Annotated in this window: 20 protein-coding genes and 2 pseudogenes; 12 read left to right on the forward strand and 10 right to left on the reverse strand. The window is 51.9% G+C overall.

Annotated features, from left to right (window positions below; translation table 11 throughout):
* Nucleotides 1–105 precede the first annotated feature (105 nt).
* From AB8615_RS00705 to AB8615_RS00715, 3 genes and pseudogenes are all read left to right on the forward strand, one after another.
* Nucleotides 106–498: a Plug domain-containing protein gene (locus AB8615_RS00705; protein ID WP_418152509.1), complete on the forward strand. Its 393-nt coding sequence runs from the start codon at nt 106–108 to the stop codon at nt 496–498.
* Entirely contained in the window at nt 456–2,075 is a 1,620-nt protein-coding gene (locus tag AB8615_RS00710) for a TonB-dependent receptor domain-containing protein (protein WP_418152510.1), read from the forward strand. The genes AB8615_RS00705 and AB8615_RS00710 overlap by 43 nt, the downstream gene beginning before the upstream one ends.
* A gap of 10 nt (nt 2,076–2,085) precedes the next feature.
* Nucleotides 2,086–2,565: pseudogene (locus AB8615_RS00715) on the forward strand (TonB-dependent receptor domain-containing protein); the annotation flags it as partial.
* Nucleotides 2,566–2,673: 108 nt separating this feature from the next.
* Here AB8615_RS00715 and AB8615_RS00720 read toward each other — a convergent pair.
* The gene (locus AB8615_RS00720) at nt 2,674–4,221 is read right to left on the reverse strand and encodes a tryptophan halogenase family protein (protein ID WP_409433039.1); all 1,548 of its coding nucleotides are present in this window, start codon (nt 4,219–4,221) and stop codon (nt 2,674–2,676) included.
* A 71-nt stretch (nt 4,222–4,292) separates the two neighbouring features.
* On the opposite strand from AB8615_RS00720, the gene AB8615_RS00725 reads away from it, so the two are divergent.
* The gene (locus tag AB8615_RS00725; protein WP_409433040.1) at nt 4,293–5,810 is read left to right on the forward strand and encodes a tryptophan halogenase family protein; all 1,518 of its coding nucleotides are present in this window, start codon (nt 4,293–4,295) and stop codon (nt 5,808–5,810) included.
* A 36-nt stretch (nt 5,811–5,846) separates the two neighbouring features.
* A complete protein-coding gene (locus AB8615_RS00730) occupies nt 5,847–6,863 on the forward strand; it encodes a LacI family DNA-binding transcriptional regulator (protein ID WP_409433041.1) in 1,017 nt (338 codons plus the stop codon).
* Nucleotides 6,864–6,882: 19 nt separating this feature from the next.
* Here AB8615_RS00730 and AB8615_RS00735 read toward each other — a convergent pair whose 3' ends face one another.
* A complete protein-coding gene (locus tag AB8615_RS00735; RefSeq protein ID WP_418152511.1) occupies nt 6,883–7,950 on the reverse strand; it encodes a hypothetical protein in 1,068 nt (355 codons plus the stop codon).
* A 42-nt stretch (nt 7,951–7,992) separates the two neighbouring features.
* Entirely contained in the window at nt 7,993–9,249 is a 1,257-nt protein-coding gene (locus tag AB8615_RS00740; protein WP_409433043.1) for an MFS transporter, read from the reverse strand.
* Nucleotides 9,250–9,375: 126 nt separating this feature from the next.
* Between AB8615_RS00740 and AB8615_RS00745 the strand changes: the two genes are divergently transcribed.
* Nucleotides 9,376–10,299, forward strand: a complete 924-nt coding sequence (locus AB8615_RS00745; RefSeq protein ID WP_409433044.1) for an ROK family protein — start codon at nt 9,376–9,378, stop codon at nt 10,297–10,299.
* A 159-nt stretch (nt 10,300–10,458) separates the two neighbouring features.
* Here the strand turns inward: AB8615_RS00745 and AB8615_RS00750 are convergent, their stop codons facing one another.
* Entirely contained in the window at nt 10,459–11,616 is a 1,158-nt protein-coding gene (locus AB8615_RS00750; RefSeq protein WP_418152512.1) for a glycosyltransferase family 4 protein, read from the reverse strand.
* Nucleotides 11,617–12,092: 476 nt separating this feature from the next.
* On the opposite strand from AB8615_RS00750, the gene AB8615_RS00755 reads away from it, so the two are divergent.
* From AB8615_RS00755 to AB8615_RS00770, 4 genes are all read left to right on the forward strand, one after another.
* Nucleotides 12,093–14,060, forward strand: a complete 1,968-nt coding sequence (locus AB8615_RS00755; protein ID WP_409433046.1) for a ribonucleoside-diphosphate reductase subunit alpha — start codon at nt 12,093–12,095, stop codon at nt 14,058–14,060.
* A gap of 228 nt (nt 14,061–14,288) precedes the next feature.
* Nucleotides 14,289–15,101: a hypothetical protein gene (locus tag AB8615_RS00760; RefSeq protein WP_409433047.1), complete on the forward strand. Its 813-nt coding sequence runs from the start codon at nt 14,289–14,291 to the stop codon at nt 15,099–15,101.
* Nucleotides 15,102–15,216: 115 nt separating this feature from the next.
* On the forward strand, nt 15,217–16,815 hold the full coding sequence (locus AB8615_RS00765) for a lysine--tRNA ligase (protein WP_409433048.1): 1,599 nt from the start codon (nt 15,217–15,219) through the stop codon (nt 16,813–16,815).
* Nucleotides 16,816–16,892: 77 nt separating this feature from the next.
* The gene (locus AB8615_RS00770) at nt 16,893–17,729 is read left to right on the forward strand and encodes a hypothetical protein (protein ID WP_409433049.1); all 837 of its coding nucleotides are present in this window, start codon (nt 16,893–16,895) and stop codon (nt 17,727–17,729) included.
* Nucleotides 17,730–17,850: 121 nt separating this feature from the next.
* Here the strand turns inward: AB8615_RS00770 and AB8615_RS00775 are convergent, their stop codons facing one another.
* From AB8615_RS00775 to AB8615_RS00785, 3 genes and pseudogenes are all read right to left on the reverse strand, one after another.
* Nucleotides 17,851–18,477 (reverse strand): S24 family peptidase, encoded by a 627-nt coding sequence (locus tag AB8615_RS00775; RefSeq protein ID WP_409433050.1) that lies wholly within the window; start codon nt 18,475–18,477, stop codon nt 17,851–17,853.
* Between the two features lie 103 nt (nt 18,478–18,580).
* Nucleotides 18,581–19,846 carry an ammonium transporter gene (locus tag AB8615_RS00780; protein ID WP_409433051.1) on the reverse strand — a complete coding sequence of 422 codons (1,266 nt, stop codon included), beginning with the start codon at nt 19,844–19,846 and terminating at the stop codon, nt 18,581–18,583.
* Between the two features lie 244 nt (nt 19,847–20,090).
* A pseudogene (locus tag AB8615_RS00785) lies at nt 20,091–21,390 on the reverse strand (ammonium transporter).
* 165 nt (nt 21,391–21,555) lie between these two features.
* On the opposite strand from AB8615_RS00785, the gene AB8615_RS00790 reads away from it, so the two are divergent.
* Together AB8615_RS00790 and AB8615_RS00795 are read left to right on the forward strand one after the other, a co-directional pair.
* The gene (locus AB8615_RS00790) at nt 21,556–21,903 is read left to right on the forward strand and encodes a DUF952 domain-containing protein (RefSeq protein WP_409433053.1); all 348 of its coding nucleotides are present in this window, start codon (nt 21,556–21,558) and stop codon (nt 21,901–21,903) included.
* A gap of 12 nt (nt 21,904–21,915) precedes the next feature.
* Nucleotides 21,916–22,977, forward strand: a complete 1,062-nt coding sequence (locus tag AB8615_RS00795) for a quinone-dependent dihydroorotate dehydrogenase (RefSeq protein WP_409433054.1) — start codon at nt 21,916–21,918, stop codon at nt 22,975–22,977.
* Between the two features lie 682 nt (nt 22,978–23,659).
* On the opposite strand, the gene AB8615_RS00800 is transcribed toward AB8615_RS00795, so the two are convergent.
* From AB8615_RS00800 to AB8615_RS00810, 3 genes are read right to left on the reverse strand one after another with little or no spacing between them, the layout of a single operon-like run.
* Entirely contained in the window at nt 23,660–23,911 is a 252-nt protein-coding gene (locus AB8615_RS00800; protein WP_409434109.1) for a GNAT family N-acetyltransferase, read from the reverse strand.
* Between the two features lie 36 nt (nt 23,912–23,947).
* The gene (locus AB8615_RS00805; protein WP_409433056.1) at nt 23,948–24,322 is read right to left on the reverse strand and encodes a hypothetical protein; all 375 of its coding nucleotides are present in this window, start codon (nt 24,320–24,322) and stop codon (nt 23,948–23,950) included.
* A 14-nt stretch (nt 24,323–24,336) separates the two neighbouring features.
* On the reverse strand, nt 24,337–25,683 hold the full coding sequence (locus tag AB8615_RS00810) for an MATE family efflux transporter (protein WP_409433057.1): 1,347 nt from the start codon (nt 25,681–25,683) through the stop codon (nt 24,337–24,339).

Raw genomic sequence — 25,683 nt, forward strand, 5'->3', positions numbered from 1 at the left:
TTTGTAATTTGAGTCATGTCAGAATCGGAAATGTCTGTTGGTGAGTCTATTGATTAAGCTTTCAGGCTAATAAAAAACAAAAAACTGGCCATAGGGGAGATATCGATGTTTATTCATACCAGCCAAAAACTACTCGCAACTGCAGCAACCGCTGCGCTGCTAACGTCACCTGCATTCGCTCAAGACGCTAATGTGGATGAAGTGATTACAACAGGTGTTGTGAGCTCCAAGGGTAAGAATAAGATTGATACATCAATTTCTGTATCTTCAGTCAACCTAGAAACAATCCAAGACCTTGCGCCAACAAACCTCGCCGAAATATACCGTAACCTTCCTGGTATTCGTTCAGAATCATCGTCTGGCGGTGGTAACTCCAACGTAGCGGTGCGTGGTCTCCCTATCTCAACGGGGGTGCAAAATATCTTTCAACGCAAGAAGATGGCCTTCCCGTTCTATTGTTTGGCGACTCTAACTTCGCGCCAGCTGACGGATTTGTGAAAGCCGATTCGACATTGGCTCGTATCGAGTCTGTTCGCGGCGGTACATCTTCTACGCTAACAACAAATGGCGTTGGCGGCATTATCAACATCATCGGTAAAACAGGCAAGCAAGAAGGCGGTAGCGCAGCCATCACTTTCGGCCTTGACCATGACGATATGCGTTTTGATGCTGAATATGGCGGAAGCCTGTCGGAAGACATGTATTTCCATCTCGGGGGACACTTCCAGCAGGGCGGTGATTATCGCGACTCGGGTTATGACCCTATTTCAGGGGGCCAAATTCGCGGCACTCTGACAAAAGAATTTGAGAACGGTTTCGTTCGTGTCACGGGTAAGTGGCTCGATAAAAAAGATGCGGCCTACTTTCCGCAACTGGTGTCTCGCACAGATAATGGCAGCGGCGTTGGCGTTGTCGGAGATAGCCTCGGTAGCTTTGAAGCGCAGAACGACAGCATCTATAGCAACCTGACACGCAACGGTATTTCCGTTGATGGTGCTGGTAATGCGATCCCTTATGACTTGGCTGATGGCCTTGATCACAAGGTAAAAGCCATCGGCGCCGAAGTTGATTTTGATCTCGGCAGCGGCATCAATTTCAACAACAAAGTCCGATATCAAGACATCAAAGGACGCTTCCTTGGCGGCTTTACGAACGGAGTTTCATCGGCTGCTGACCTTGGCGCTGGGTCAACTTACTTTAATGGCCCGAACGCAGGCCAAGCCGTCACAGCGGCTAATCTGCCAAATGGTATCGCCTCAAATGTGGCTGTCTTCGATGTTGAGCTCGATGACATGAGTAACTTTGCCAATGAACTGAAACTCTCGAAAGCCTTTGATTTCGACGGTGGTTCAACGCTTGACGTAACCCTTGGTCATTTCTTTATGAACCAGAATTTGCAACAAGATTGGCACTGGTCAGAGCTTCGCACTACAACGGAAAACGATGCCGCTCTTATTGCAACGCCGCAATCTATCAATGGTATTCACGGCGTAAACCAAGCCTTTGGTTGGGACGGTTCAAACCGCAATTACGATCTTGAAGGTCAAGTCAGCTCACCATTTGCAGCTGCGTCTTGGACGAATGATGCTCTTACGCTCGATGCCAGTGTGCGTTTCGACAATATGACACAAACGGGTGTCCGTCTCGAAGCGGCTGGAGGTGACTTTGATGTCAATAATGACGGTGTCATTACAGGCTCAGAGTCGAGCGTTTCCTTAAACACTGGAACGGTTGGCGCGCGCGCTGATTTGGAGGTTGATAATACAGCATGGTCCGTGGGCGCAAACTACCGCCTTTATGATGACTTCTCTGTCTTCGGTCGCGCCTCTAGTGGCGCTAGCTTCAACTTTGACCGTGCGCTAGATTTTGGCGTGCGTAATCCAGACGGGTCGTTGAGGCCTGGTGGCGAAGATGCTTATGTCGACGTAGCAGACCAGTATGAGATTGGTCTCAAAATGCAAAATAGACAAATTGCTGGGGGCGATTTCGATTTCTACGCGACAGCCTTCTTCACGAATACGGAAGAGTCTAACGTAGAAATTCTGTCCGGCACGCCGAACGGCACGTGTACGTGAATATGACTCCAAAGGTGTCGAGCTTGAAGCCAACTACAACAATGGCGGCTTCGACCTCTTCGCGACAGCCACATTTACAGATGCTGAAATCACGCGCGCCGAAGATAACGGCGTCGCCAACACAGCTTTGGAAGGCAATACGCCGCAACGCCAAGCTGACATGATTTGGACCATTTCACCCAGCTACACCTTTGACCGCTTCCGCGTTGGCGGCAGTTGGGTTGGCACGAGTGACAGCTTCTCATTGGATGACAACCTGCTTGTCCAAGACGGCTATTCAGTCGTGCATCTTTATGGCGCGGTGAACGTGACGGAAGCACTTGAGCTTTCCATTAACGCAAACAACGTCTTTGACGCCGCCGGCATTACAGAATCTGCCAATGATGGCCGTAACGGTTGGGATACAAATGGCGACGGTAATCTTGATACCACGATTGGTCGTTCTATTACTGGCCGGACGGTTTCAGCTCGCTTGCGTTACACGTTCTAAATTGAATTTAGCTGAAAGAGGCCTCTGCCTCTTTCAGATTTTAAAGCTGCGTCTATGAGTGGACGCAGCTTTCCCTTGAGAACCTTAGCCCGCTTTTAGCGGGCTTTTTTATTCTGGATTCGTAGGCGCGATAGCGGCAAAAATTTCACTATTGGGTAGCGTATCGCGCAATACAAATTCTTTTAACCGCGCGCGCCGAATAGTGAGTTGCTCCAGCAAGTTTTTAGTTTGATCGGTTAATGCGTTGGGCGCTTTATGCCCCCGCCAGCCCATACCATATAGCACGAATTGATAGTTCGTGGCAGAGAAGCACTGGATTGACCGTCCGAAATCATAGACGGACGGCACATCATTTTCCCAAGCCTTGAGATTAGATTTCAGCGTTTCAGGCCATGTTTCGGGATTGGCATTATCGCGCCAAAACGGTGTGTCTCGCCGCTCGCTAATGGCATAATGAAGCTTCAGAAAATCGACTATGTTCTCATAGTGATGGACCATTGCATCAGTATATTGAGCCTGTGGATTATGGCCTGCCATGAAACGTGGCAGCATATCCGCCAACGCCCAATTTGCCATTTCAGTTAAATAAATGCCCGTCGATTCGAGCGGCTCTAAAAATCCGCTTGCAAGGCCTATCGCCACGCAATTCCCGCGCCATTGATGCTGCTGATATCCGATACGCATGTTGAGCGTACGCGTTTCAAGCGCGTCTTCGCTCTGCCCAATATAGCTTGCAAGTTCAGTTTTGGCTTGGGCATCGCTAATGTATTTAGAACTATAGACATGACCAACGCCGCGGCGATTTTGCAGGACGATGTCCCAAATCCATCCCGCGCTTTGCGCTGTACAGGTCGTATAACCGTTTATACTTGCTGTGCCTTTCGTTGGGAGCCGGGTGGTAACGGCTTTATCGACAAAAAGGACATCCGTTTTATCTATAAATGGGTTTTGCTTATCCGAATTTATCAACCGCGCGGCAAAGCCCGTGCAGTCAATATAAAGATCGGATTTCAGCTTCGTGCCGTCATCTAGGATGAGAGCGGATATATTTTCTGAGCTAGAATCGTAGTCAACCTCAGCGACTTTGCCAATGACGTGTTGAACGCCTTGTGCGCGAAAGCGTTGTTTCAGGTATTCGGCAAATTTACCGGCATCCAAATGATAGGCGTATGAGAGTGCGCCGTCATAAGGTCTGTCTTTGAGGTGTTTAGGCGCTCTTCCCATTTCCGCCATCTCGGACTGTACGGAAAATATGTCGGCGATGTTGCCGCGCTTATCTTGGGGGAGTTTCGACCAAGCCCTGAGCGGATCAACGGCCCCAACTTTAAGCGGCGCGCCGAAAGGATGAAAATAAGACTCGCCCGAGTTTTCTTCTGGTGGCTGTCGCCAATTTACAAACTTAATCCCATGTTTAAATGTCGCGCCGCAGGACGTGAGAAAATCTATTTCCGAAATCCCGCAGGCCGCGAGTGTTTCCCGCAGTGACGGAACCGTCGCTTCCCCTACGCCCACAGTCGGAATGTCAGAAGCTTCAACAAGCGTAATTTGAATATCCCGGCCCGACGTTAGAGGCAGTTGTTGACTCAAAAATGCTGCGGAAAGCCACCCGGCTGTGCCGCCGCCTACAATAATAATTTTAAACGGCGTATCTGTCATAGGGCTCTCTGAAATCGATTGTATTTTAGCCTATTTTCTTGGTAGTCTCAACGCCTAAGAGGTGGGACGTAATGGCAGTAAATGCGGACAATAAGCAGGTAAAAACTATTGCCGTTGTCGGCGGCGGCAGTTCTGGCTGGATGACCGCCTGCCTACTAAATGCCCGCCTGAATGAAGACCCGCAACGGCCTATAAAAATTACGTTGATTGAAGCCCCTAATATTCCTGTCATTGGTGTTGGCGAAGCAACTGTCCCCAGCATACGCCGAACATTGAAAGCTATTGGCATCAGTGAAAAGACATTTATGACCGGCGCGGACGCCACGTTTAAGTCGCTGATTAGATTTGAAGATTGGAATAAGGGCGAGCATTTTGATCATCCCTTTGACAGGCGGGAAAGACCAAATTCGGATCCTGCCGTGCTATCATGGCTTGCCAAACATAAAACTGGGGGTGAGGATTTTTCAAATCAATTCTCAGTTTTATCAAATACAAGCACAAAGGGCCTTGCGCCAAAAGCGGTAGGTTGGCCTGAATATCAATCGACCTTCCCCTATGCCTATCATTTGGATGCTGTGAAGTTGGGAAAGGTTCTCACGGAGTTTGGGACTGACAATGGAATCACGCATAAGCTTGCGAAAATCGTGAATGTCGAGATGTCTGAGGCGGGTGATATTGAAGCTCTGGTGAGTGAGGACGGCACCTCATATAGAGCTGACCTCTATGTGGACTGCACAGGCTTTTCAGCTCACTTGGCTAAGCATATCATGCTTGAGACCCAGGATTATTCTGAGCATTTATTGTGTGATCGTGCCGTGACAATGTCTGTTCCTTATGAGGTTCATCGGCCGAACCGCATATTACCTTATACGTCTGCGAAAGCCCTAGGTGCGGGTTGGCTATGGGATATTAACTTACGGTCGCGCAGAAGTCTTGGTTACGTTCATTCAAGCGCGCATTTATCCTCTGATGAGGCGGAAGCAGAATTGCGCGCAATCGAAGGTCCACACGCTGACAATATTGAGGTCAAACATATTCGATTTAAGACCTATAAAAGAAACAAGTCTTGGCATCGCAACTGCCTGGCAATCGGATTGGCAGATGGTTTTGTTGAGCCATTGGAATCCACAGGGCTCTATATGATGCAGTTTGCGGCTCAAAGCGTGGCTGACATATTGCGGTTCAACCGCCACTTCGACGCGGCAACCACAAGCCAATTTAATAAATTGATGCAGACTTTATTTGATGAAATCTTGGGCTATGTCGCCTTGCATTATTTGACCTCCAAAAGACGAGACACGCCTTTCTGGGAAGACGCGACCGCATCTCACCGCGCGCCAGCTGCGCTTCAAAATTTACTCAAAGAGTGGAAAAAACGTCCGCCTCACGACGTCGACCTTTTAAGCAATCACCGCTTATTTTCATTGGAAAGTTACGAATATCTTCTTTTTGGTATGGGCTATATGAGTGAGGGACAGATAAATGCTGCGCCAGTCGTCTTTGACCAAACCGATATGTTGAATAAAGTTTACGCGAAGTTTCCTCCGCATGAAGATTGGTTATCCAGCACGCTTGGCCCTATCAAATAAAATTGATTACCCGTCGAGAATGGGTAAAAGTCTAATATGGCAAAAAAAGTAACCATGTCCGAACTCGCGCGGCTTGCAAAAGTCGACATCTCTACAGTCTCGCGTGCGCTTAATGATAGCCCGTTAGTAAAACCGCATACGAAGGAAGCCATCTTAAAAATTGCCGATGAAATCGGCTATACCGTTAATGTAGCGGCGCGTAATCTGCGCAAGCAATCCAGTGAAGCCATTGGTATTGTTATTCCGTTGGCGCCGGGTTCTGAGCAGACGATTTCAGATCCGTTTTTTCTGGAAATGGTCGGTTCTGTATCTCATGCGGCGTCTCAGAAAGGATATGATCTCATCGTTTCAGTGCCGCAAGACGAAATGAAAATTGCAGAGCGCCGTTTGTTAAGGTCCGGCCGCGCGGATGGTTTAATCGTCATCGGTCAGGCCGGGCGAACAGAGCGCCTTAACGCTATGAGTGCGTCTAATAGCAATATCGTTGTTTGGGGCGGCGCCCATGGCGAGCAGAATTATACGCTGGTCGGGAGTGATAATGTTAAGGGCGGAAAGCTTGCGACCTCACACCTCTTATCTCTGGGGCGCAAAAATATACTCTTCCTCGGTGATGTATCCCTGCCCGAAGTGGCTTTGCGCTATGAGGGCTATGTCAAGGCTCATAACGATGCAGGCATGGCTTATGACCCAGATTACATATTGAAACTAAATTTCGGGGGGCAATCAGCTTTCAATGGTGTTCTCAAATTTATCGATGAAGGTTTTGTCTTTGACGGGATTTTCGCGGCCTCGGATGTCTTGGCGATGGCGGCCATTCATGCCCTGCAATCGCGCGGAAAATCTATTCCTAAAGATGTCTCTATTGTGGGTTATGATAATATTGGTCAAGCGCAACTCTCAACCCCGCCGCTCACAACTATCAACCAAAATATTGCGCAAGGCGGCGCTATGATGGTGGACTTACTGCTTGCCAAGATCGCTGGCAAACCAGCGCCCTCCAAATTCACGGATACGGAACTTATCGTGCGTAAATCTTGTGGCGGGGCGGCCTAAGTCACGCCCAAGGTTATAATTAAATCTTGACGGTTTTTACGGCCGCAAATGTCAGCTCCAAAGAAGGGGTAGCCCTTTCAGTGTAAGGTGCGATGATTTGGAACGAATTCTCTTTGGTGGTCATATCAAGGAAACTCGCCCCAAAGAGATTATCCATATTATTCAAGATATTTGACCCAACTTTATACGGTTCCCAAGGGCCTGAAAGGCTTTTGCTTTTATAAAGGCGTAATTGTTTGAATACCTCTTCATCTGGCTGTTCTTCATCCAGACGACTACACGCCGAGATCATCATGAAGTAAGTGTTTGAGGCCAAGTTTTTGCAAATTTTTGGAACTTCAGCTTGTGTGTAATCATCTTCATCGGGCAGTGAAATTGGGGGAAGAAGTTCTAAGCGAACATCCGTGCCTTCAATAGTAATTTTGCCCCACGCAACAGCAGGACGTCGTGGGCCTAATTTGGCGGACCAAAAGGCATAAATGTCACCGTTATCCTCGCGGTAAAAATAGGGATCACGCCACGCTGTTATCGGCCCATTTTCTTCGCCGTCGCTATGCCCAATCTCTTGGGTGCTGGGAAGATAATAGCCCATCTTTCGAATGGCGTCTCTATCTCTGACAGGATGGCTGGCCGCTTTATTTGCAAAATGAACAGGACCGTCCGGAGTGCCAATGGCAAAGTTAATTGATTGTATAAAAGGATGGTCAGGGGAGGCGTCAGAAATACCCGTAAATCCAAAAAGAACTTGGCCGCCTTCTAATGGCAAGACACCGCCGCTCCATACATTTCCTGCATCATTGCCGTCAGAAATGTTTCCAGGTTTTAGGGCGACACCTTGATCTGTCCATGTCGTGCCGCGGTCAGCAGATTCGAAATGCCGAAAATGAAATTGATAATCATTGCGTTGCTCTGGCTTGATCGGGGCACCGTCATGGTCACGCCGCGCGAGTGCTAAACAATAAAGATGATCTATTCCGTTTAGATGCATGATCCAGCTATCCCATAGGAGCAAGTCGGGATGCTGTATCGCGCCGTCGAAAATTTTTGGATAGGGCGCAGGATAAGGGGGTGTTTTGCGATGTGTCACACGTAATCTCTTAATCTTGAATGCTTGAATAAGAACCCAAAATCACAGATTATATTCAGTGATATTGGCTTGTTTAAGAGCTGAGGCAGCAGGATCTCTCATGAAGTTATAAATCATCCCGATGAATAATAATCCAGCGAGGACCGTCGCGAGTATGAAGCCATAGCGCATATCTCCGCCAAAGCTATCGGCAACAAACCCCATTAGCGGCGCAATGGCAGCGGCAGATACGGCGGTGAAAAATAATATCAGACCTGCAACTGCCCCGTGCTTCGTTTTCGGAAAACAGCTAATACCCTTAGAATTAAGTGTCGGGTACATCATGGACATGAAGAGGCCCGATAAAGGCATCAGGAATGCAGCAATCGTTTGCCCAAAAAATGCGCTCGCGGCAAAGCATGCGAAAATAATTCCAGAGAACACCATCATCACGGTTGTCCATTTAAAATGCTTGAGAATCCAAATGCCAAGAAAGCGGCCGAGGGCACGAAATACGAAGAAGACCATAACGGCGTAAGTCGCCATCCATGTGGCAATTTGCGTTCCAGTATAGCCCTCAAGATATGAGGGCAGCCAAACAAAAATTGAGACTTCGGCGGCCACATAAAGCGCAATCGCCATCGAAAATCCCATGGCGTATTTGTTGCTCATAAGGGCAAAGGACTTCCATAAATTCACAGGCTCTTCTGTTGACTTTTTAGTTTCGGGATAGCTTGTAAACGCGGCCCAAACAATCATGACGAAGCAAAGCGCCGCGGCAAAAAGATAGAGATATGTCCAAGAAATGCCGCGCGCATGTAGTGAAATGACCAGTAAGGGGCCAACGATCGCGCCAATACCGAAAAAGCCCTCAAGCGCGTTCATCGTGCGCGTATGCTCTTCTGTTGAAGTCGTGATATCACTGATCAGGGCTAAGGCGGCTGTTTTGAAAATACCAATGGCAAGACCGCTAACAAAGAGCAGACTGAAATAGAGCTGAAAGCTCGTTCCCAAGAAAAAAGAGGCGCTCGCGAGTCCGTAGAGCCCGAGGCCAGCAATAATTGTTTTTTTGCGACCAAACTTGTCGGCAAAATATCCGAACAAAATTCCGGATAGGGCAATCGCGGTCATGGTCGCCCAGTGAAACGCGCTGGCTTGCGTGTTGGACAGGTTCATATCGCCTTTAGCGATTTTAATGATCTCGCCAACAGCGTCCGTCGTCATGGCGAACATGAAAAACATGGCATAGGTCAGTGCCGTTACCGCGAAATAGCGCGGCGCGGGGATGACATCCCCAGCATTAGCGTCAAGATTCGACATTATTGATCCCCTTTTGCAACCGTCATAAACGTAAATACAATCGATTGCAATTTATTTTATTTTCACGCATATATCACCAGACATTAGACATGTATTAGGCTTGAACCAGCCCTCGAAAGGTATTTTATGGCTTTGAACGACGGTTTCGAAACTGCGCCCATTTTTGCAGCGATTGATGCTGGCGGAACAACATTTAAATGCGCCCTGATTCAGTTAGGGGATAAGCAAAATGGCCGTAAAGTCTTAGCGGGCGTACGAATTCCTACGACCAACCCGAATGAGACCCTAACCAGGTGCGCAGCCTTCTTCCAAGAGAAAGCAGCTCAAGGCCTTCAGGCCCGCGCTATGGGTATCGCATCCTTCGGACCTATCGATGTCGATGTGCAATCCCCTAATTACGGTATGATACTGGACGGACCAAAATTAGGCTGGGCGGCGACAAATCTGAAAACCTATTTTGAAGCGGCGTTATCAATGCCGGTGTCTATCGATACAGACGTAAACGGCGCGCTTCTCGCGGAAATGGAATGGGGGGCTGCCAAGGGGGCGAAATCGGCGGCCTATATCACGATTGGCACAGGGATTGGCGCTGGACTATTTGCCAATGGAGCTTTGATTGGAAAACCCACACATCCAGAATTTGGTCATATACGCCTTAAGCGTCACAGCGCTGACCTGAATTTTAAAGGCGTATGCTCAATTCATGGCGATTGCCTTGAGGGTCTGGCATCGGCAACAGCCTTCACCCGAAGATACGGCGATCCCAAAGCGCTTTCACCAGAGCATATAGGCTGGGAGATAGAGGCCTTTTATCTCGCGCAAGCTTGCAATATTCTTTCACTAACGCTCCGCCCCAATAAGATTATTCTTGGCGGAGGGCTCATGCTCGCCCCGCATTTGCTGGCGAAAGTCAGAGAGCAATATGCTGATTTGATAAATAATTATCTTGGGCAATCACAGGCTGATATTGAGGCACTCATAGGAGTGCCAGGGCTTGGGGATGACGCGGGCCTGTTTGGCGGGGCAGTCTTAGCTATGAGAAATTTATAAGCCTCGAACTTTCATAATTAATCTGATGGGAACTTGGAAGGTGCGTTTTAAACCACCTATTTAAAGACGTTAAGTTAACGTCCTGTGTGAGGACATTGCACCTCCAGCCCTCGCGCCGTTATGGCACTTAGAGTGACCTGCCGAGGCATTTCTCTTCACTTAAGGCACGCTTTTGCCGCGGAGGATGCGCCATGTACGCCGTAGGGTTCGCTTGATGAAGTGGTAGGGGCTGGAGGCGAGGCGGGCCATGCGCCGTGTGCGTCGCCACCGCCGCCGCGCCTGAGGCTTATATTCGGGGGTCAGATAGCTGAAGAACACATCACTGACCGCGTCCCAGCTATAGGTCGCGGCATGTGCAATCGCGTCGTCGCGCGAGAGCTGCAGCGCTGCCAAACAAGCTGTGCGCAAATCTTCATCCACCACGCCCGCTTGGGAGCCTGGGATAATATCGATGGGGCCAGAGACAGGATAGGCCGCCACGGGGGAGCCCGTCGCCATGGCCTCAATAATGACAAGGCCGAATGTGTCCGTCTTGCTGGGGAAGACAAAGACGTCGGCGTCCGCAAAATGCTTCGCCAGATCGTCGCCGTATTTCGCACCTGTGAAAGTGACGTTCGGATAGTCGCGCTGTAACTCTTTGAGTTGCGGCTCGTCGCCGACAATGACTTTGGAGCCTGGGAGGTCCAGATCAAGGAAGGCCTTGATATTCTTCTCCACCGCGACACGCCCGACATTGATCCAGATCGGGCGGGGGAGGTCGGCATAAAGGTCATCTGGCCCGCCAAGGGTCTTGGCGCGTTTGTCGGGACTGAACTGTGATGTATCAACACCGCGCGCCCATGGGGCCAATCCCGTAAAGCCTTGCTTTTCTAGAAACTCAACCATGCTGGGCGTGGTAACCATGGTGCAGCCGCCCGAGTTGTGAAAGCTGCGCACAAATTTATAGGTCCACGACATCGGGAAGAACGGAAAGCGGGCTTTGATATATTCTGGAAACTTGGTGTGGTAGCTCGTGGTGAACGGCATGGCCCAGCGCAAGCACAGCGTCCGCGCGGCTTGTCCTAACGGACCTTCGGTCGCGATGTGAATAGCTTCTGGCGCAAAGCGCATGATACGGCGCTCGACATCTGCTTTGGCAAAGGGCGCAAGGCGAATATCGGGGTAGGTCGGCAGCGGCATCGTCCAATATCCATCAGACGGCGCAATAACCTCAACCTCATGACCCTTGGCCCGCAGGTTTTCAACGGTCTTCTCCAAGGTGCGCACAACACCGTTCATTTGCGGATGCCACGCATCAGTGATCAGCATGATTTTCATGGCCGCTGATCTAGCGGCGTTTGGGGCGCCTGACTAGTGGCCTGTGCCGAGATAGTGGAGACGGGGAGGGGCGGCGGAGGAATCATTCCGCTAGCGAACCAAATCACCCACAGGCTTTCCCACAGCTTCGCCCCCACAAAACTGCGACGAAACGCTCGCTATTTGTGCGAGTTTACTGCGATATGGCCTTGCATACAGCTTGTCCGCGTTAAGGGATTCGCTGCACGCGATTCGACTACATGACAGTTTTGTAAAAAATTTGGCGCAAATCCAACGGCTTAAGGATTTGGTAAGTATTTTTCGTGTTAAAGAGATACACAAGGTATTGACGGGCGGGCTGAAATGACCACTATATGTAGTCGAAGCAGAACTGTTTCGCTCATTTTCATCCTTTAAGGTGTGTCGCGGTAGACTTTCGCGAATGGGTGTCTTTTGGCCTGTAATTGGACTTATAATTTCCGGGGGAAGTGGAAAAAATGACTGAAAATAACGATAGCGACTTTCAAGCAGCCTTAAATGACGGGGAACTCGACACGCTCGAGCAGGAAACGCAAGAGGCGGTCACGCTAGCCTCCATCGCGGCTGTCAAAGCTGGTGGCGCGACCAAAGATCGCCGTGCGTTATCCGCTCCCATCCCGCGCGAAGTCCCTGTTGACCGTCCGCGCCAAGATAAGTCTCGCAATGCGCTGCTAACAGATTTCGGCAAGCGCACATTGCTGGATCGTTATCTGCTGCCGGATGAGAGCTTTCAAGATATGTTTGGTCGCGTGGCGCAAGCCTATGCCGACGACACAGCGCACGCTCAGCGTCTTTATGATTATATGAGCCAGCTATGGTTCATGCCCGCCACGCCCGTCCTGTCCAATGGCGGCGCGTCTCGTGGCCTGCCGATCTCTTGCTTCCTCAACGCAGTCGATGACAGCTTGTCCTCTATTGTTGATGTGTGGAACGAGAATGTCTGGCTTGCATCTAATGGCGGCGGCATCGGCACTTACTGGGGCAATGTCCGCTCTATCGGCGAAAAAATTGGCCGCGCGGGCAAGACGTCTGGCATCATCCCGTTCATCCGCGTGATGGACAGCCTAACGCTGGCGATCAGCCAAGGCTCTCTGCGCCGCGGATCAGCTGCCGTTTACCTCGACATCCATCATCCGGAAATCGAAGAATTTCTCGAAATTCGTAAGCCGTCGGGCGACTTTAACCGCAAGTCCCTCAACTTGCACCACGGTCTGAACATTACGGACGAATTCATGGACGCTGTCAAAGCGGGCGAAGAGTTTAACCTACGCAGCCCACATTCTGGGGAAGTCATCAAATCTGTGAACGCACGGAAGCTGTGGCAAAAAATTCTCGAAATGCGCCTACAAACAGGTGAGCCATATATGGTGTTCTCTGACACTGTGAATAATGCGCTCGCCAAGCATCAACGCGATGCGGGTCTGAAAGTGCAGCAGTCAAATCTCTGCGCTGAAATCATGCTCGCGACAGGCCGCGATAAATATGACCGTCAGCGCACAGCTGTCTGCTGCCTGTCATCGGTCAATGCCGAGAAGTATGACGAGTGGAAAAACGACGATAACTTTATCGAAGATATCATGCGTTTCCTCGACAATGTCCTGCAAGATTTTATCGACCGTGCGCCCGAAGATATGGCGGACGCGAAATATTCTGCCGCGCGGGAGCGCTCTGTGGGATTAGGCCTGATGGGTTTCCATTCCATGTTGCAAGACAAAGGCATCCCGTTTGAAAGCGCGATGGCGAAATCCTTTAACATGCGTCTGTTCAAACACATCCGTACCCAAGCCGATGCGGCGTCTGTCACTTTGGCGGAAGAGCGCGGCGCGTGTCCTGACGCTGCTGATATGGGCGTGATGCAGCGCTTTAGCCACAAAATGGCTGTCGCGCCAACCGCGTCGATCTCTATCATTTGCGGCGGTACATCTGCAGGGATCGAGCCTATTCCAGCCAATATCTATACGCATAAAACACTGTCTGGCTCGTTCACGGTTCGCAATGCAAAACTCGAAGCTGTGTTAGAAGCCAAAGGTAAAAACACAGACGGTATCTGGGCAACAATCTTGGAGAATGAAGGGTCTGTGCAACATCTAGATTGCTTGGATGAATTTGAGAAGGCGACATTCAAGACTGCGTTTGAAATTGATCAGCGTTGGGTCATTGAACATGCGGCCGACCGCGCGCCGTTCATCTGCCAAGCGCAATCGCTCAATATCTTCATCCCTGGGGACGTGGATAAGTGGGACTTGCATATGCTCCATTGGCAGGCGTGGGAAAAAGGCGTGAAATCGCTTTACTATTGCCGCTCTAAATCTGTGCAGCGCGCCGCATTTGCTGGGTCCGCGGATAAGGTCGAGAAGACCGAAATGGAGAAATCCATGGAAGCCGCCGCCCCAACGGATTACGCGGAGTGTCTTGCTTGTCAGTAAGGGCCTGCCAATAAGGGCCGGTCAGTAGGCCACTCACTCGTCCCATCTGGTCGCCCAACAGGGTGACACATTTTTGCCACCATTTCAGGCCAAATCACGAATCATCGTGATTTGGCCTTTTGCATGACGCGAAAGATGTCTAAAAGAGACGACGGCATTGATTAACGCTGATTAACCATGTTTTAACGTGACGCTTGTCACAGAATAGAGACATGATTAGCGTATATAGTGAGCATCAGAGCCAAAACAGACTTCGGGCTATGGGGCAGAGCGAAGGGACAATACGTCGAACACATGTGGACTAACGACGACATACGCGCAGGAAAGATTAAATCTTTCAACGGCTTAGCTATTAGCTTCGTCGCGACAATGTCATTGTGTGTGTCCGCACCTGCCTTCGCTCAAGATAAACCTGAGACGGTCGTCAACAACACGACGTCCCAACCCACGCAGGGGCTATCTCTCAATTTGAACGGGGTTTCTAACGAGGCCTTGAACTCGCAAGTGGGCCTCGCGCCGCTTGACTTACCCGGGCAATCCGTGGGCTCTACCCTGTTTAAGCTCGATATTTCGGACACAAATTGCCTGACGGGCGGCACAAATTGCCTCCGCCGTGATGATCAGATTAATGCGGGCCTCTCGCGGTCTATTACCAGCGTGTCGAAAACGGGGCTCGATTTCACGCTCAAGCCACGCGCCTCACTCAGCTTTGACGATGATGGTCGCTCCGCCCTTGTAGGGGCCGTGATCGAGATTGGCGAAGACCTGCGCGAAGGGTCAGAGTTCAAAAGCAATACGTGGTATTTCTTTGCGGGTGCCGATGCCGAAGCCCTGACCTATTCCCCTAATTCTGTCAGCCGCCTGACGAGCGGGCAGTTTCACCTCCAAGACCGGATTATCGTCGGTGATGCGCAAGCGGGCCTTGGCTACCGACTGGGTGATACCGACGTGTCGCTCTCCTATATGCGCCGCGAAGCGCAAGCTGAGGATTTCAGCTATAGCGAAGACGCTGCCGCGTTGTCTTTTACCTGGAAACGCTAAAGACGTTTCGGGCCTTTATCTAGAAGCGCTCAGAGCGTGTCAGACCACTCCGCGACATCCCTTCTTCGACAATCCCTTTATTGACCTGACTGCGCGTCCCGCCTATGCGCCTGTCATGACTAATGAAACTTACATGACTTCCAAAGCTTGGCCTTTTGAACAAGCGCGCGCCATCCTCAAACGCCTCGATATAGAAAAGCGGCGCGGGATAGATCGTGGCGATCGACCTGTCGTGTTTGAAACGGGCTACGGCCCGTCTGGCCTGCCGCATATCGGCACATTTGGCGAAGTCGTCCGCACGACCATGGTGCGCAATGCCTTCGTCGCCCTGACCGAGGGGAAGATCGCGACAAAGCTGATTTGTGTATCGGACGATATGGACGGCATGCGCAAAGTCCCGCCGACAGTCCCCAATCCTGATGCGCTGCAAGACTATCTGCAACAGCCATTGACCGATGTGCCTGATCCCTTTGGCACGCACGGTAGCTACGGGGCGCATATGAATGCGCGCTTGCGGGCTTTCCTCGACGGCTTCGGCTTCGAGTATGAATTTAAATCGGCAACAGATCTTTATCGTAGCGGAGCTTATGATCAATTCTTGTTGCGCGCGCTGGAAAAATTTGATGACATTATGGCCGTCATGCTGCCAACTTTGGGCGAAGAACGCCGCGCGACTTACAGCCCATTTCTCCCGATCAGCCCGACCACTGGCCGTGTGCTATATGTGCCGATGAAATCCGTGGATGCCAAAGCGGGCACGATCACCTTTGACGATGAAGACGGCACGGAAGTCACCCTGCCTGTCACCGGCGGCAATGTGAAATTGCAGTGGAAACCAGATTTCGGCATGCGCTGGGCCGCACTCGGCGTCGACTTTGAAATGTTCGGCAAAGATCATCAAGACAATGCGCCAATCTATTCGCGGATCTGTAAAATCCTCGGCGGCGAGGCGCCTGTGCAATATGTCTATGAGCTATTCTTGGACGAACAAGGCGAGAAGATTTCCAAGTCCAAAGGTAATGGTATTTCGGTCGAAGACTGGCTGAAATACGCACCCGCCGAAAGCCTGTCTCTGTTCCAATTTCAAAAACCTCGCGCCGCGAAGAAGCTCTATTTCGACGTGATCCCCAAAACGGTTGATGAGTATTTTCAGCACCTGGACGCCTGGAAACGTCAAGACGAGAAGGCGCGCGCGAATAGTCCGATCTGGCATATCCATAACGGCAACCCGCCGAGCTTTGTGCCGCCTGTCACCTTCGCGCTGCTGCTAAATTTGGTTAGCGCGGCCAATGCGTCCGATAAAGACATCCTCTGGGGTTTCATCCAACGCTACGAGCCGACGGCGAACCCATCGGACAACCCTGCGCTGGACGAGTTGGCGGGCTACGCCGTGGCCTATTACCAAGATTTCGTGAAGCCCAACAAAGCTTACCGCGCTCCGACGGATCAGGAACGCGCGGCCCTCACGGATTTGGCCGGACGCCTGAAAGCTGTGCCAGAGGCAGAAGCGTCTGACGGCGAAGCGCTGCAAACAATGATCTTCCAAGTCGGCAAAGACCACGCATTTGAAAACCTCCGCGATTGGTTCAAAGCGATATACGAAGTCTGCCTCGGCCAATCCCAAGGCCCACGCTTCGGTTCTTTCGTGGCGATTTATGGCCCAGAGGAAACAGCGCAATTAATTGACAACGCGCTGGCAGGGAAACTCAGCTAAGGTTTCACGGTCCAAACTATCGCGCAGTCCCTGCCGTATCCACTTTGTCGCACCCGCGCGGCATGGTAGGATTGAGCATGGCTAAGTTCAAACATGGATGGATTGGGATGGCGGTGGCGCTGTGTTGTGCGCCCTTGGCTGCGGCCAATGAATTGCAGACACCTTATGGATTTGCGCAATCTTTGATCGTGGAGGGCGAGTATCAATCGGCGAGTCATGCTGCTGCGTCGGCGAACACGGCAGACAGCTTCGCCCTCGCGGCAGAAGCGTTGTTGTCCGAGGTGATGCTAGGCTTGGCCACTGACAATAAAGACCAAGCGAAAGACGCGCGTGATTTAGCGGAGGCAGCCCTCAAGCTGCAACCCGATCACCAAAATGCGCGGCTACAATACGCTATTGCGGACGGCTTCATCACGCGCGAAACAGGCAATGTTTCTGCGTGGATGAAGAAACTGCCGCAGAAAACATATGCGATTGTGCAGGACTACCGCGCTGACTTTCCTGACGATGCGCGGGGCGATGCTTTGCTAGGCGCATGGCACCTGGCTGTCGTTAGTAAGGCAGGTGAGAAAAACGCGCAAAAATGGTTCGGCGCGAGCGTGGCCGACGGGCAGTTGCTCTATAATGCTGCGCTGTCCAAAGACGCGAATAATGTGATCGTCAATGTGAATTATGCCTTTGCCCTGCTGGCGCTGAGCGATGAAGATATGGCGGATACACAGACGGCGAAAATTTGGTTGGAGCAGTCGGTGCAACTCGATCCGTCAGATCATATGAGCCAGACCTTGCTGGGCTATGCCCGCACGGTGCTGGACATGATCGATAACCGTGATGCCGCTCGCATATATGCAGCGATGTTCTTAGACGGAAAAAAACCAATCGTGTTGGTGCAACCTTATGCAGCGGGGAATTAATTAATTACGGCTCAGTCGTGGACTAATTAATTTTTCTGACTCATGAATATCGCACTCGCTGAACAGCTTCGCCGTTCACTTCCACAATACATCATTCCCACGAATTGATTGCCAGATTGCTTTATTGCGAAACCCAAACAATCCGCGCCACCCACTGGACTTCTTTCATAGACAAGGTACGATTTTCGTAGTCCGAGTTAAGGGAAATCAGTTCGATTTTGGTCGCGGATTTACGGAGTAATTCCTTCGCCATGATCTCGCCTTCTAGGGTTTTGACGACAACGCGGTCGCCCTTGCGCACGGCTTCATTGGGGGCCACGAGGACTTTATCGCCCGCGCGGAGGACGGGGGCCATGGAGTCGCCTGCGATCTGTAGCGCGTAAACACCCTCGCTCTGCACACCTGGCACGCGAATATCATCCCAACCGCCGCCAAGCGGGAAGCCTGCATCATCAAAGAACCCTTCATCCCCCGCTTGCGCCAGCCCGATCAGCGGGATCGCGGGGCCAGGCGTCAAATTCCCATCCGCAAAGCGGGCGAAATCTTCAAAGGTCATGCCCACCGTTTCCAGCACTTTGGATAGGCTTTCCGTCGAGGGCCAACGTGGTTTGCCCGCGCTAGATGTTCGCTTTGATTTATTGAAGCTGGTCGGGTCGAGGCCCGCCTGCCGCGCAAGGCCCGACGGAGAGGTGTCACACCGCACCGCCAATTTATCCAGCGCTGCCCAAATATCACGATGAGAAAACATAGGGCTGAATAGGTAATTATTCCTATCTTGTCAAATAGGCATTTCCACAAAAAACCCGCCCTGATAACAGAGCGGGTGTTGATTTTGGGGGTGAGCGCGAGACTTAATTGTACGCGCTTTCGCCGTGCTGGCTGATGTCGAGGCCTTGATATTCGGCTTCTTCATCGACGCGCAGACCCATCGTGATTTTCAGCCCGAACAGGATGATCACGCTGGCAATCGCAGACCACGCGACAACGGCGAGCGTGCCTGTTAGCTGCACCATGAAATCACCATCACCTGTCCCGCCGAGTGCTGTCGCAGAGAGGAATGGTAGCAGTAGGATACCGAGCATACCGCCGACACCGTGAACTGCGAAAACGTCCAAGCTATCGTCAATCGCGAGTTTGACGCGGATGAGGTTGACTGCGAGATAGCAGATAATCCCGCCCGCCAGACCGATCAACAATGCGCCGCCCGGGCCCAACACGCCAGCGGCGGGGGTCACTGTTGCGAGGCCTGCGATTGTGCCTGTCGCTGCCCCGACCAGCGTAGGCTTGCGCCCGCCAATGCTCTCAAACGCAACCCAGACCAGCGTGGCAACGGAAGCGGAAATATGCGTGACGAGTAAGGCCATGCCAGCGCCGCCATCTGCGGCCAGTTGTGAACCGCCATTAAATCCGAACCACCCAACCCAGAGCATGCTCGCACCGATCATCACAATCGCGGGACGATGCGGCACAGATAGCTCATGCGGGAAGCCTTTGCGCTTCCCCAGCATGAAGACGTAAACGAGGGCTGAAATACCAGCTGTGGCATGGACAACCAGACCGCCCGCAAAGTCAATCAATCCGCGTTCAGCCAGCCAACCGCCGCCCCAAATCCAATGGGTTACCGGGGCGTAGACGACGAGCAGCCAGAGGGCTGTGAAAATCAGAACAGGGAAAAACTTCACCCGCTCCACAAATGCCCCGACGATCAAGCCGGGCGTGATAACAGCAAATGTCATCTGGAAGGCGAGGAAGACGCTCTCTGGGATGGTCCCGCTGACCGCGTCACGGCCGAGGTTTTTCAAGAACAGATTGTCCAATCCGCCCCACCATCCATTGGCGGTGCCAAAGGCAATTGAATAGCCTGCAATCACCCAGACAATGCTGGCGAGTGCGGCAATGGCGTAGACTTTCATCAACACAGATAGATAGTTTTTCGCGCGCACAAGTCCGCCGTAAAACAACGCTAGGCCGGGCAGTGACATAAATAGCACGAGGGCTGTTGCGGTTAATATCCAAGCTGTGTCGCCAGAATTAATTGCCGCGTCTTGGGCGTGGGCATTGACGGGTAGAGCCGCGAGCCCTGCAACGCCGATTGCGCCGCGTAGTAAGTTTTTCATTGTGATTCCCCTCACATATATTGTGATAGCGGTATAAATCTTGTGCGGGCAGGCGAGAGGGAATGAGATGTATGTTTTGGGGGTGTTGCTTCGACGCACCTGATTTATACAAAAAAACCCCGACTTTGCACAAATCCTGTGCCTAGCCGGGGTAAGTGTCACGTTCGAAATCACGAAACGTGAGGGGAAAGATTATGTGTCGGGGGCGTGATCGCCCCTGACGAAGATTAACGGCAAAGCGGGTCTAGCCGTTGACGAATTCAGGGTAGGACGGCACGCCGATCTCGGCTTGGTCCAATCCGACATATTCGTCTTCCTCAGACACGCGGATCCCGATGGTCAGCTTCAGCGCGAACCAGATGACCGCGGAGACGAGCGAGACAAACGCGCCGACCATAACAACTCCGACAAGCTGTCCGATAAATGTCGCGTCGGCATTCGTCAGCGGCACGATCAGTGTGCCGAAGATACCCGCCACCAAGTGAACTGGGATCGCACCGACAACATCGTCAATCTTGAGTTTATCAAGCAGGGGAACTGCGAGACAGGCGAGGAGCGACCCGATACCACCGATCAGCAGCGCCATAGGCACGGACGGAGTGAGCGGTTCTGCTGTAATCGCGACGAGGCCAGCCAGTGCGCCGTTGAGCGCGAGGGTCAGGTCGATCTTGCCGTAGCGCAGCTGTGTGTAGATCACGGCGACCAAGACACCTGCGACAGCGGCCATATTCGTGTTGACGAAGACTTTCGCAATCGAGTCAGCATCTGTGATCGTGCCCATGGCGAGTTGTGACGCGCCGTTAAAGCCGAACCAACCGAGCCACAGAATGAACACACCGAGTGTTGCGAGCGTCATGTTGGAGCCTGGGATTGGGTGGACATTGCCGTTGACATATTTACCTGATCGCGCGCCAAGGATGATGGCGCCCATTAAAGCGGCTCCAGCCACCTGTTGAGTGAACGAGGGTTGAACCGGCGAAGTCAGAGAAGCCCCATTGGCTGTCGAGGTAACCGCCGCCCCATTCCCAGCTACCTACGATCGGATAGATAAAGCCCGTCAGCAGCACGACAAAAATCACGAAGGGCCAGAACTTGATCCGTTCCGCCACTGTCCCTGACACAATCGAAGCTGTCGTCGCGCAGAACACCATTTGGAAGAACCAATCGGAGTAAGAGGAATAACCTGTATCCACATCCTCTGCGGCAAATTCCATAAGGCTGAATGTGCCGAAGAAGGTACCGCCACCGTACATCAGGTTATAACCCACGACCCAGAACATCAGGCCCGCAACAGAATAGAGTGTTATGTTTTTGAGGCACTGCATGGACACGTTCTTTGTTCGCACAAAGCCCGCCTCCAGCATGGCAAAACCAGCCGCCATCCACATGACGAGGAAACCGCCAATCAAAAATAGCAGCGTATTAAAGACAAAGGCGTCATTGGCCGCCAAGCTCTCTAGCGTCGGAGCATCCTGCCCCCAAGCCAGTGCGGGTAGAGCTGCCAGCACAGCGGCTCCCCCTAAAATTTTTGCGTATTTGCGCATGTGGATTTCCCTTCCAGTTTAATCTTATCTCCCTACTTGCGCGGGCGCGGCAAAAGCGCGATTCATTCACGCGGCAAATTATGCGCTGTCACTGTCACGCGCATTTTCTGTGCGCATAAAATTGCAAACTGCTCTATTCTTGTGCAGCCATGTGAGGGAATCGAAATGAGACCGAATTACATCTATAAAGTGCTGCGAATGGACGAGTGGATGTCTCTTCGTGAGGTCGGTGAGTTCTACGGCTCTGATGATGACCGTCGCGACGGCTACATTCATTTATCGACCCGCAAGCAACTCGCTGGCACGTTGGAGAAATACTACACCCAAGGCGATATGATCATCTTGGCAGAGGTCGACGCGACGGATGCGGAATTCCTATCAGATTTAAAATGGGAAGTCGCCCGTGATGGGTCAGAGTTTCCGCACCTTTACAGCGAGCTATCAATCGGCGATGTCCTGCGCTTCTGGGAGTTGACGCCTGATGCCCAAGGTCGTTACGAGCTACCGATCTAACGAGACGATATTATGAGCCTGATATATAAAGCCGGAACTGCCTTGCTGCGCCGTATGCCCGCCGAGCGCGCGCATACCACGACGATCAAATTGCTACGTGCCGGGATGGGACCGACAGCACCTATGCGCGATTACCCCATGCTGGCCACACGGGTGGGCGGTCTGGACTTGCCCAATCCTGTTGGCCTCGCGGCGGGATTTGACAAAGATTGCGATGTGCCGGACGCCATGCTGTCGGCTGGTTTTGGCTTTGTCGAGTGCGGCACGGTCACGCCGCGCCCGCAGACCGGCAATGCCAAGCCGCGCCTGTTTCGCCTCTATGAAGACGAAGCCGTGATCAACCGCATGGGCTTTAACAATAAAGGCCTCGATCATTTTGAAGCGCGGTTGACCTCGCGCAAAAACAAAGTTGGAATCGTCGGCGCGAACCTGGGTTCGAATAAAGACAGCGAGAACCGCGTCGCAGATTACGTGACAGGCCTCGTGCGGCTCTGGGGGAAATCCGACTATTTCACCATAAATATCAGCTCGCCCAACACGCCTGGCCTGCGCAAGCTGCAAGGTGCGGACGCGATGGATGACCTGCTGGGGCAGCTATCAGAGATGCGGGCCAAGCTGGCAGGGGATGAGCCGAGCTATCCGATGTTCTTGAAAGTTGCGCCTGACCTCGATTATGCCGAGATTGAGCGCGTGGTCGAGCAAGCGCGGACTTACGGCCTCAACGCGATTATCGTGAGCAATACGACGATTGCGCGGCCAGACAGCCTACGCAGCGTCCACGCGGGCGAGGGCGGCGGCCTGTCAGGACAGCCCTTATTCGAGCCGTCCACAGACATCCTCGCAGAATTCTACGCAGCTGCCAAAGGCAAGATCGACTTGATCGGCGTCGGCGGCGTGGGCAGCGGCGCGCAGGCCTATGCCAAAATCCGCGCAGGCGCGAGCGCCGTGCAACTCTATTCCGCATTGGTCTATAAAGGCCCGCAACTCGTGACAGAGATCTGCGACGACTTGGTCGCGCGGTTAAAAGCGGACGGGTTTAAGTCAATTAGCGAGGCTGTCGGAGCGGGTAGGTAGGTCCGCTCTGGGGGCTTAGCGGACGTAAGGTGAGTGTCTCAAAACGCCCCGTATCAGACGCTCACATGAAGAATGTTGTTTCCAGAAACTAAATCGAAATAACTTACATTAAAGGCCAACGGGTATTCTGTATTTCATATTCCTTTAGCGGCTTTCTCTGCAACACATCAAAATAATAATTATATGACCACTTACCGTGCTCTTTAGAAATTCGGTGCATATACTCAATTGTTAGTGCCATCCAGTTCCATCTGGAATAACCGATATCTTGGGAATTCTTATTTTTTGGAGACGTTTTTTTGAGGACCGCTCGTCGCATTAAGTCGGCATGGTGAGCGCGACTAAAAGCCATTTCATGTAAGAACCACCTGGAGGCCTCATAAAGTGATAATCCCGAAATACGCTTATGTTCCGTTCCACGTTCAGTTATCACAATGTCAAAAAGACCGTTGACTATTTCCACATGGGGAGACCCATCATGACGGGGCTTCTCAACTATTAAATCCGCGGGGCTAAGGTCTGTATGAGACCATAGTTGGTCAATCTCGTTTTGAAGTGCGGTAATAGATATATTTTTCATTCAATTGGGTTAATTGAAAAGAAAAAAGTCGTCAACTTGAGCACCCTAAAATCGCCCAATATAAGATACTAAATTTATGTCTCTTTTGGGGAGAAGCAGCCTTCACATAACGCTCAAATCCTTCGCGTCATAAACACGCTTGTCTTCACATCCGTATAGTCTCCGAAGGGGCCGCAATGATCGTAACCTAACCGCGCGTAAAGCGCTCGGGCGGCGGCGTATGCGGGGGGTGGGGTGTGTTTCGAGGGAGAGGCGGGTGAGGCCTTGCGTGCGGGCATAGTCGGTCAGGTGCGCCATGAGATGTGTGCTGACACCCTTGCGCAAATGATCAGGATGCGTGCGGACGGATTTAATTCAATTAGCGAGGCTGTCGAAGCGGGGTATCGATCACTAAATTGTTGTTTTGATAATTGTACCAGAGGCGGTTTTGATTCTAGCTTCCATACAAAAGAATTTCGTTCCGATTCTTATTCGATTTAGATGATTTTCAATCATGTGCTCTGAAACAATATGCATTTTGGCGTCGAAAGAGCCAATTAAAGGAATACCCGTCGGAATAGAAGCGCCACTTTCATCTAAGAATTCCGGCCAAATCATGTTTAACATGGGGAATTCAGGTGAATATATTTCGAAATCTTCTGCATAAGCAAAATCCCATCTTATCCCGTTCTGAGGAGGTCCGTTCCGTCTGTCGGGCTCAGGTCCTGATGGAAAGATATCTATATGCGCTAAGAAGTGGCCTTCGCTTTGTCCAAAAATCCCCATTTAAATGCTTTATATTATTTCGTGTGCTGATTCAAATGCCGCGTGATGCGCGGGTAAGCCACTCCCAATGTCACAGCGCGCATAAAGTAGTAAACCAGAAATGCGATCCAAATCCCTGCTGCGCCAAAGGTCGGGGTAATTAAATAATGCACGCCAATATATATTGCGACGGCCGCGATGCCTGCATTGCGCATAGCTTTGGTCTGGGTCGTGCCGATGAAAATGCCGTCCATTTGGTAAGCGGCAAACCCGATGATCGGCGCGAGGGCGCAATAGGGAAGATAGGCTGTCGCGCTAGCTCGGACGGCCGGGTCTTGGGTGAGCGCGTTAATTAAATACGGCCCGCCAAAATAAATGACTGCCCCCATCAGTAGCGCGAAGCCGATAGAAAACTCTGTCGTCAACCGCACAGCGCGGTCAAAGCGAGATTTGTTCTTGGCCCCGTAAGCGGCACCCGTCACGGCCTCTGCGGTATGGGCGAAGCCGTCAAGGATCAGCGCAGCCATGGTGATCATCTGCATGTGAATGTGAAAGCCCGCGAGGAATGTTTCGCCTTCGCTTGCGGCGGCATTACCGAAGAAATTAAATCCCAATGTCAGCGCCATAGTGCGGATAAAGATATTCCCATTGGCGATGCCGAGCTTTGATAACGCGTTGCGGGCGAGCAAGACTTTTCGGGTCAGGGCACCCGCCCTTAAACCACCGCGCTTTTTAATCTCCCGCCATGCGAGGCATATCCCTGCGGCAAAGCCCGCCCATTCGGCCACCGCACTGGCAAGGCCAACACCGTAAAGTCCGGCGCCCAAAACGATCACAAAAATCGGCGACAGGATGATGTTGACGATGTTCAGCACGATCTGCAGCCACAACGCTTGGCCCGCACGGCTGATCCCGACAAACCATCCCATGAGGGCGATTGTGCCGAGCGTGGCGGGCAAGCCCCAAAGCCGCGCCCGAATATAGGTGGCGGCGCTGGCCTCAATCTCGGGACTGGCCGTGTAGATCATAAACGCGCCCGGCAGCAGCCATGCTTGCGTCAGCCAGACGAATAGCCCGATGGCGATACCTATGGGAACCGCGCGGATAATGTGCGCTTGCACCTCTGACTCTGCGCCCGCCCCGTCAGACTGCGCCGCGAGGCCCGCCGTGGACATGCGTAAAAATCCAAAACCCCAATAGACAATGCCGTAAATCACCGCGCCGAGGCCAATACCTGCGAGTGCCGATGTGCCGATAAATCGCCCGACCATGAAGGTATCGACCAAGCCCACAATCGGCGCCGCACCATTGGCGAGCATGATGGGCCAGCTTTGATGAAAAACGGCCTTGCGCGTGAGTGCTATGCCGCCCGTCTGCGCCAT

This window comes from Litorimonas sp. RW-G-Af-16, from assembly GCF_048319245.1.
GTDB lineage: Bacteria > Pseudomonadota > Alphaproteobacteria > Caulobacterales > Maricaulaceae > Litorimonas.

What these genes read in the sequence shown, in the direction of transcription:
- AB8615_RS00705 (WP_418152509.1), top strand. Translation starts at nt 106, where the DNA reads ATGTTTATTCATACCAGCCAAAAACTACTCGCAACTGCAGCAACCGCT.
- AB8615_RS00720 (WP_409433039.1), bottom strand. Translation starts at nt 4,221, where the DNA reads ATGACAGATACGCCGTTTAAAATTATTATTGTAGGCGGCGGCACAGCC.
- AB8615_RS00725 (WP_409433040.1), top strand. Translation starts at nt 4,293, where the DNA reads ATGGCAGTAAATGCGGACAATAAGCAGGTAAAAACTATTGCCGTTGTC.
- AB8615_RS00730 (WP_409433041.1), top strand. Translation starts at nt 5,847, where the DNA reads ATGGCAAAAAAAGTAACCATGTCCGAACTCGCGCGGCTTGCAAAAGTC.
- AB8615_RS00740 (WP_409433043.1), bottom strand. Translation starts at nt 9,249, where the DNA reads ATGTCGAATCTTGACGCTAATGCTGGGGATGTCATCCCCGCGCCGCGC.
- AB8615_RS00745 (WP_409433044.1), top strand. Translation starts at nt 9,376, where the DNA reads ATGGCTTTGAACGACGGTTTCGAAACTGCGCCCATTTTTGCAGCGATT.
- AB8615_RS00750 (WP_418152512.1), bottom strand. Translation starts at nt 11,616, where the DNA reads ATGAAAATCATGCTGATCACTGATGCGTGGCATCCGCAAATGAACGGT.
- AB8615_RS00755 (WP_409433046.1), top strand. Translation starts at nt 12,093, where the DNA reads ATGACTGAAAATAACGATAGCGACTTTCAAGCAGCCTTAAATGACGGG.
- AB8615_RS00765 (WP_409433048.1), top strand. Translation starts at nt 15,217, where the DNA reads ATGACTAATGAAACTTACATGACTTCCAAAGCTTGGCCTTTTGAACAA.
- AB8615_RS00770 (WP_409433049.1), top strand. Translation starts at nt 16,893, where the DNA reads ATGGCTAAGTTCAAACATGGATGGATTGGGATGGCGGTGGCGCTGTGT.
- AB8615_RS00775 (WP_409433050.1), bottom strand. Translation starts at nt 18,477, where the DNA reads ATGTTTTCTCATCGTGATATTTGGGCAGCGCTGGATAAATTGGCGGTG.
- AB8615_RS00780 (WP_409433051.1), bottom strand. Translation starts at nt 19,846, where the DNA reads ATGAAAAACTTACTACGCGGCGCAATCGGCGTTGCAGGGCTCGCGGCT.
- AB8615_RS00790 (WP_409433053.1), top strand. Translation starts at nt 21,556, where the DNA reads ATGAGACCGAATTACATCTATAAAGTGCTGCGAATGGACGAGTGGATG.
- AB8615_RS00795 (WP_409433054.1), top strand. Translation starts at nt 21,916, where the DNA reads ATGAGCCTGATATATAAAGCCGGAACTGCCTTGCTGCGCCGTATGCCC.
- AB8615_RS00805 (WP_409433056.1), bottom strand. Translation starts at nt 24,322, where the DNA reads ATGGGGATTTTTGGACAAAGCGAAGGCCACTTCTTAGCGCATATAGAT.
- AB8615_RS00810 (WP_409433057.1), bottom strand. Translation starts at nt 25,683, where the DNA reads ATGGCGCAGACGGGCGGCATAGCACTCACGCGCAAGGCCGTTTTTCAT.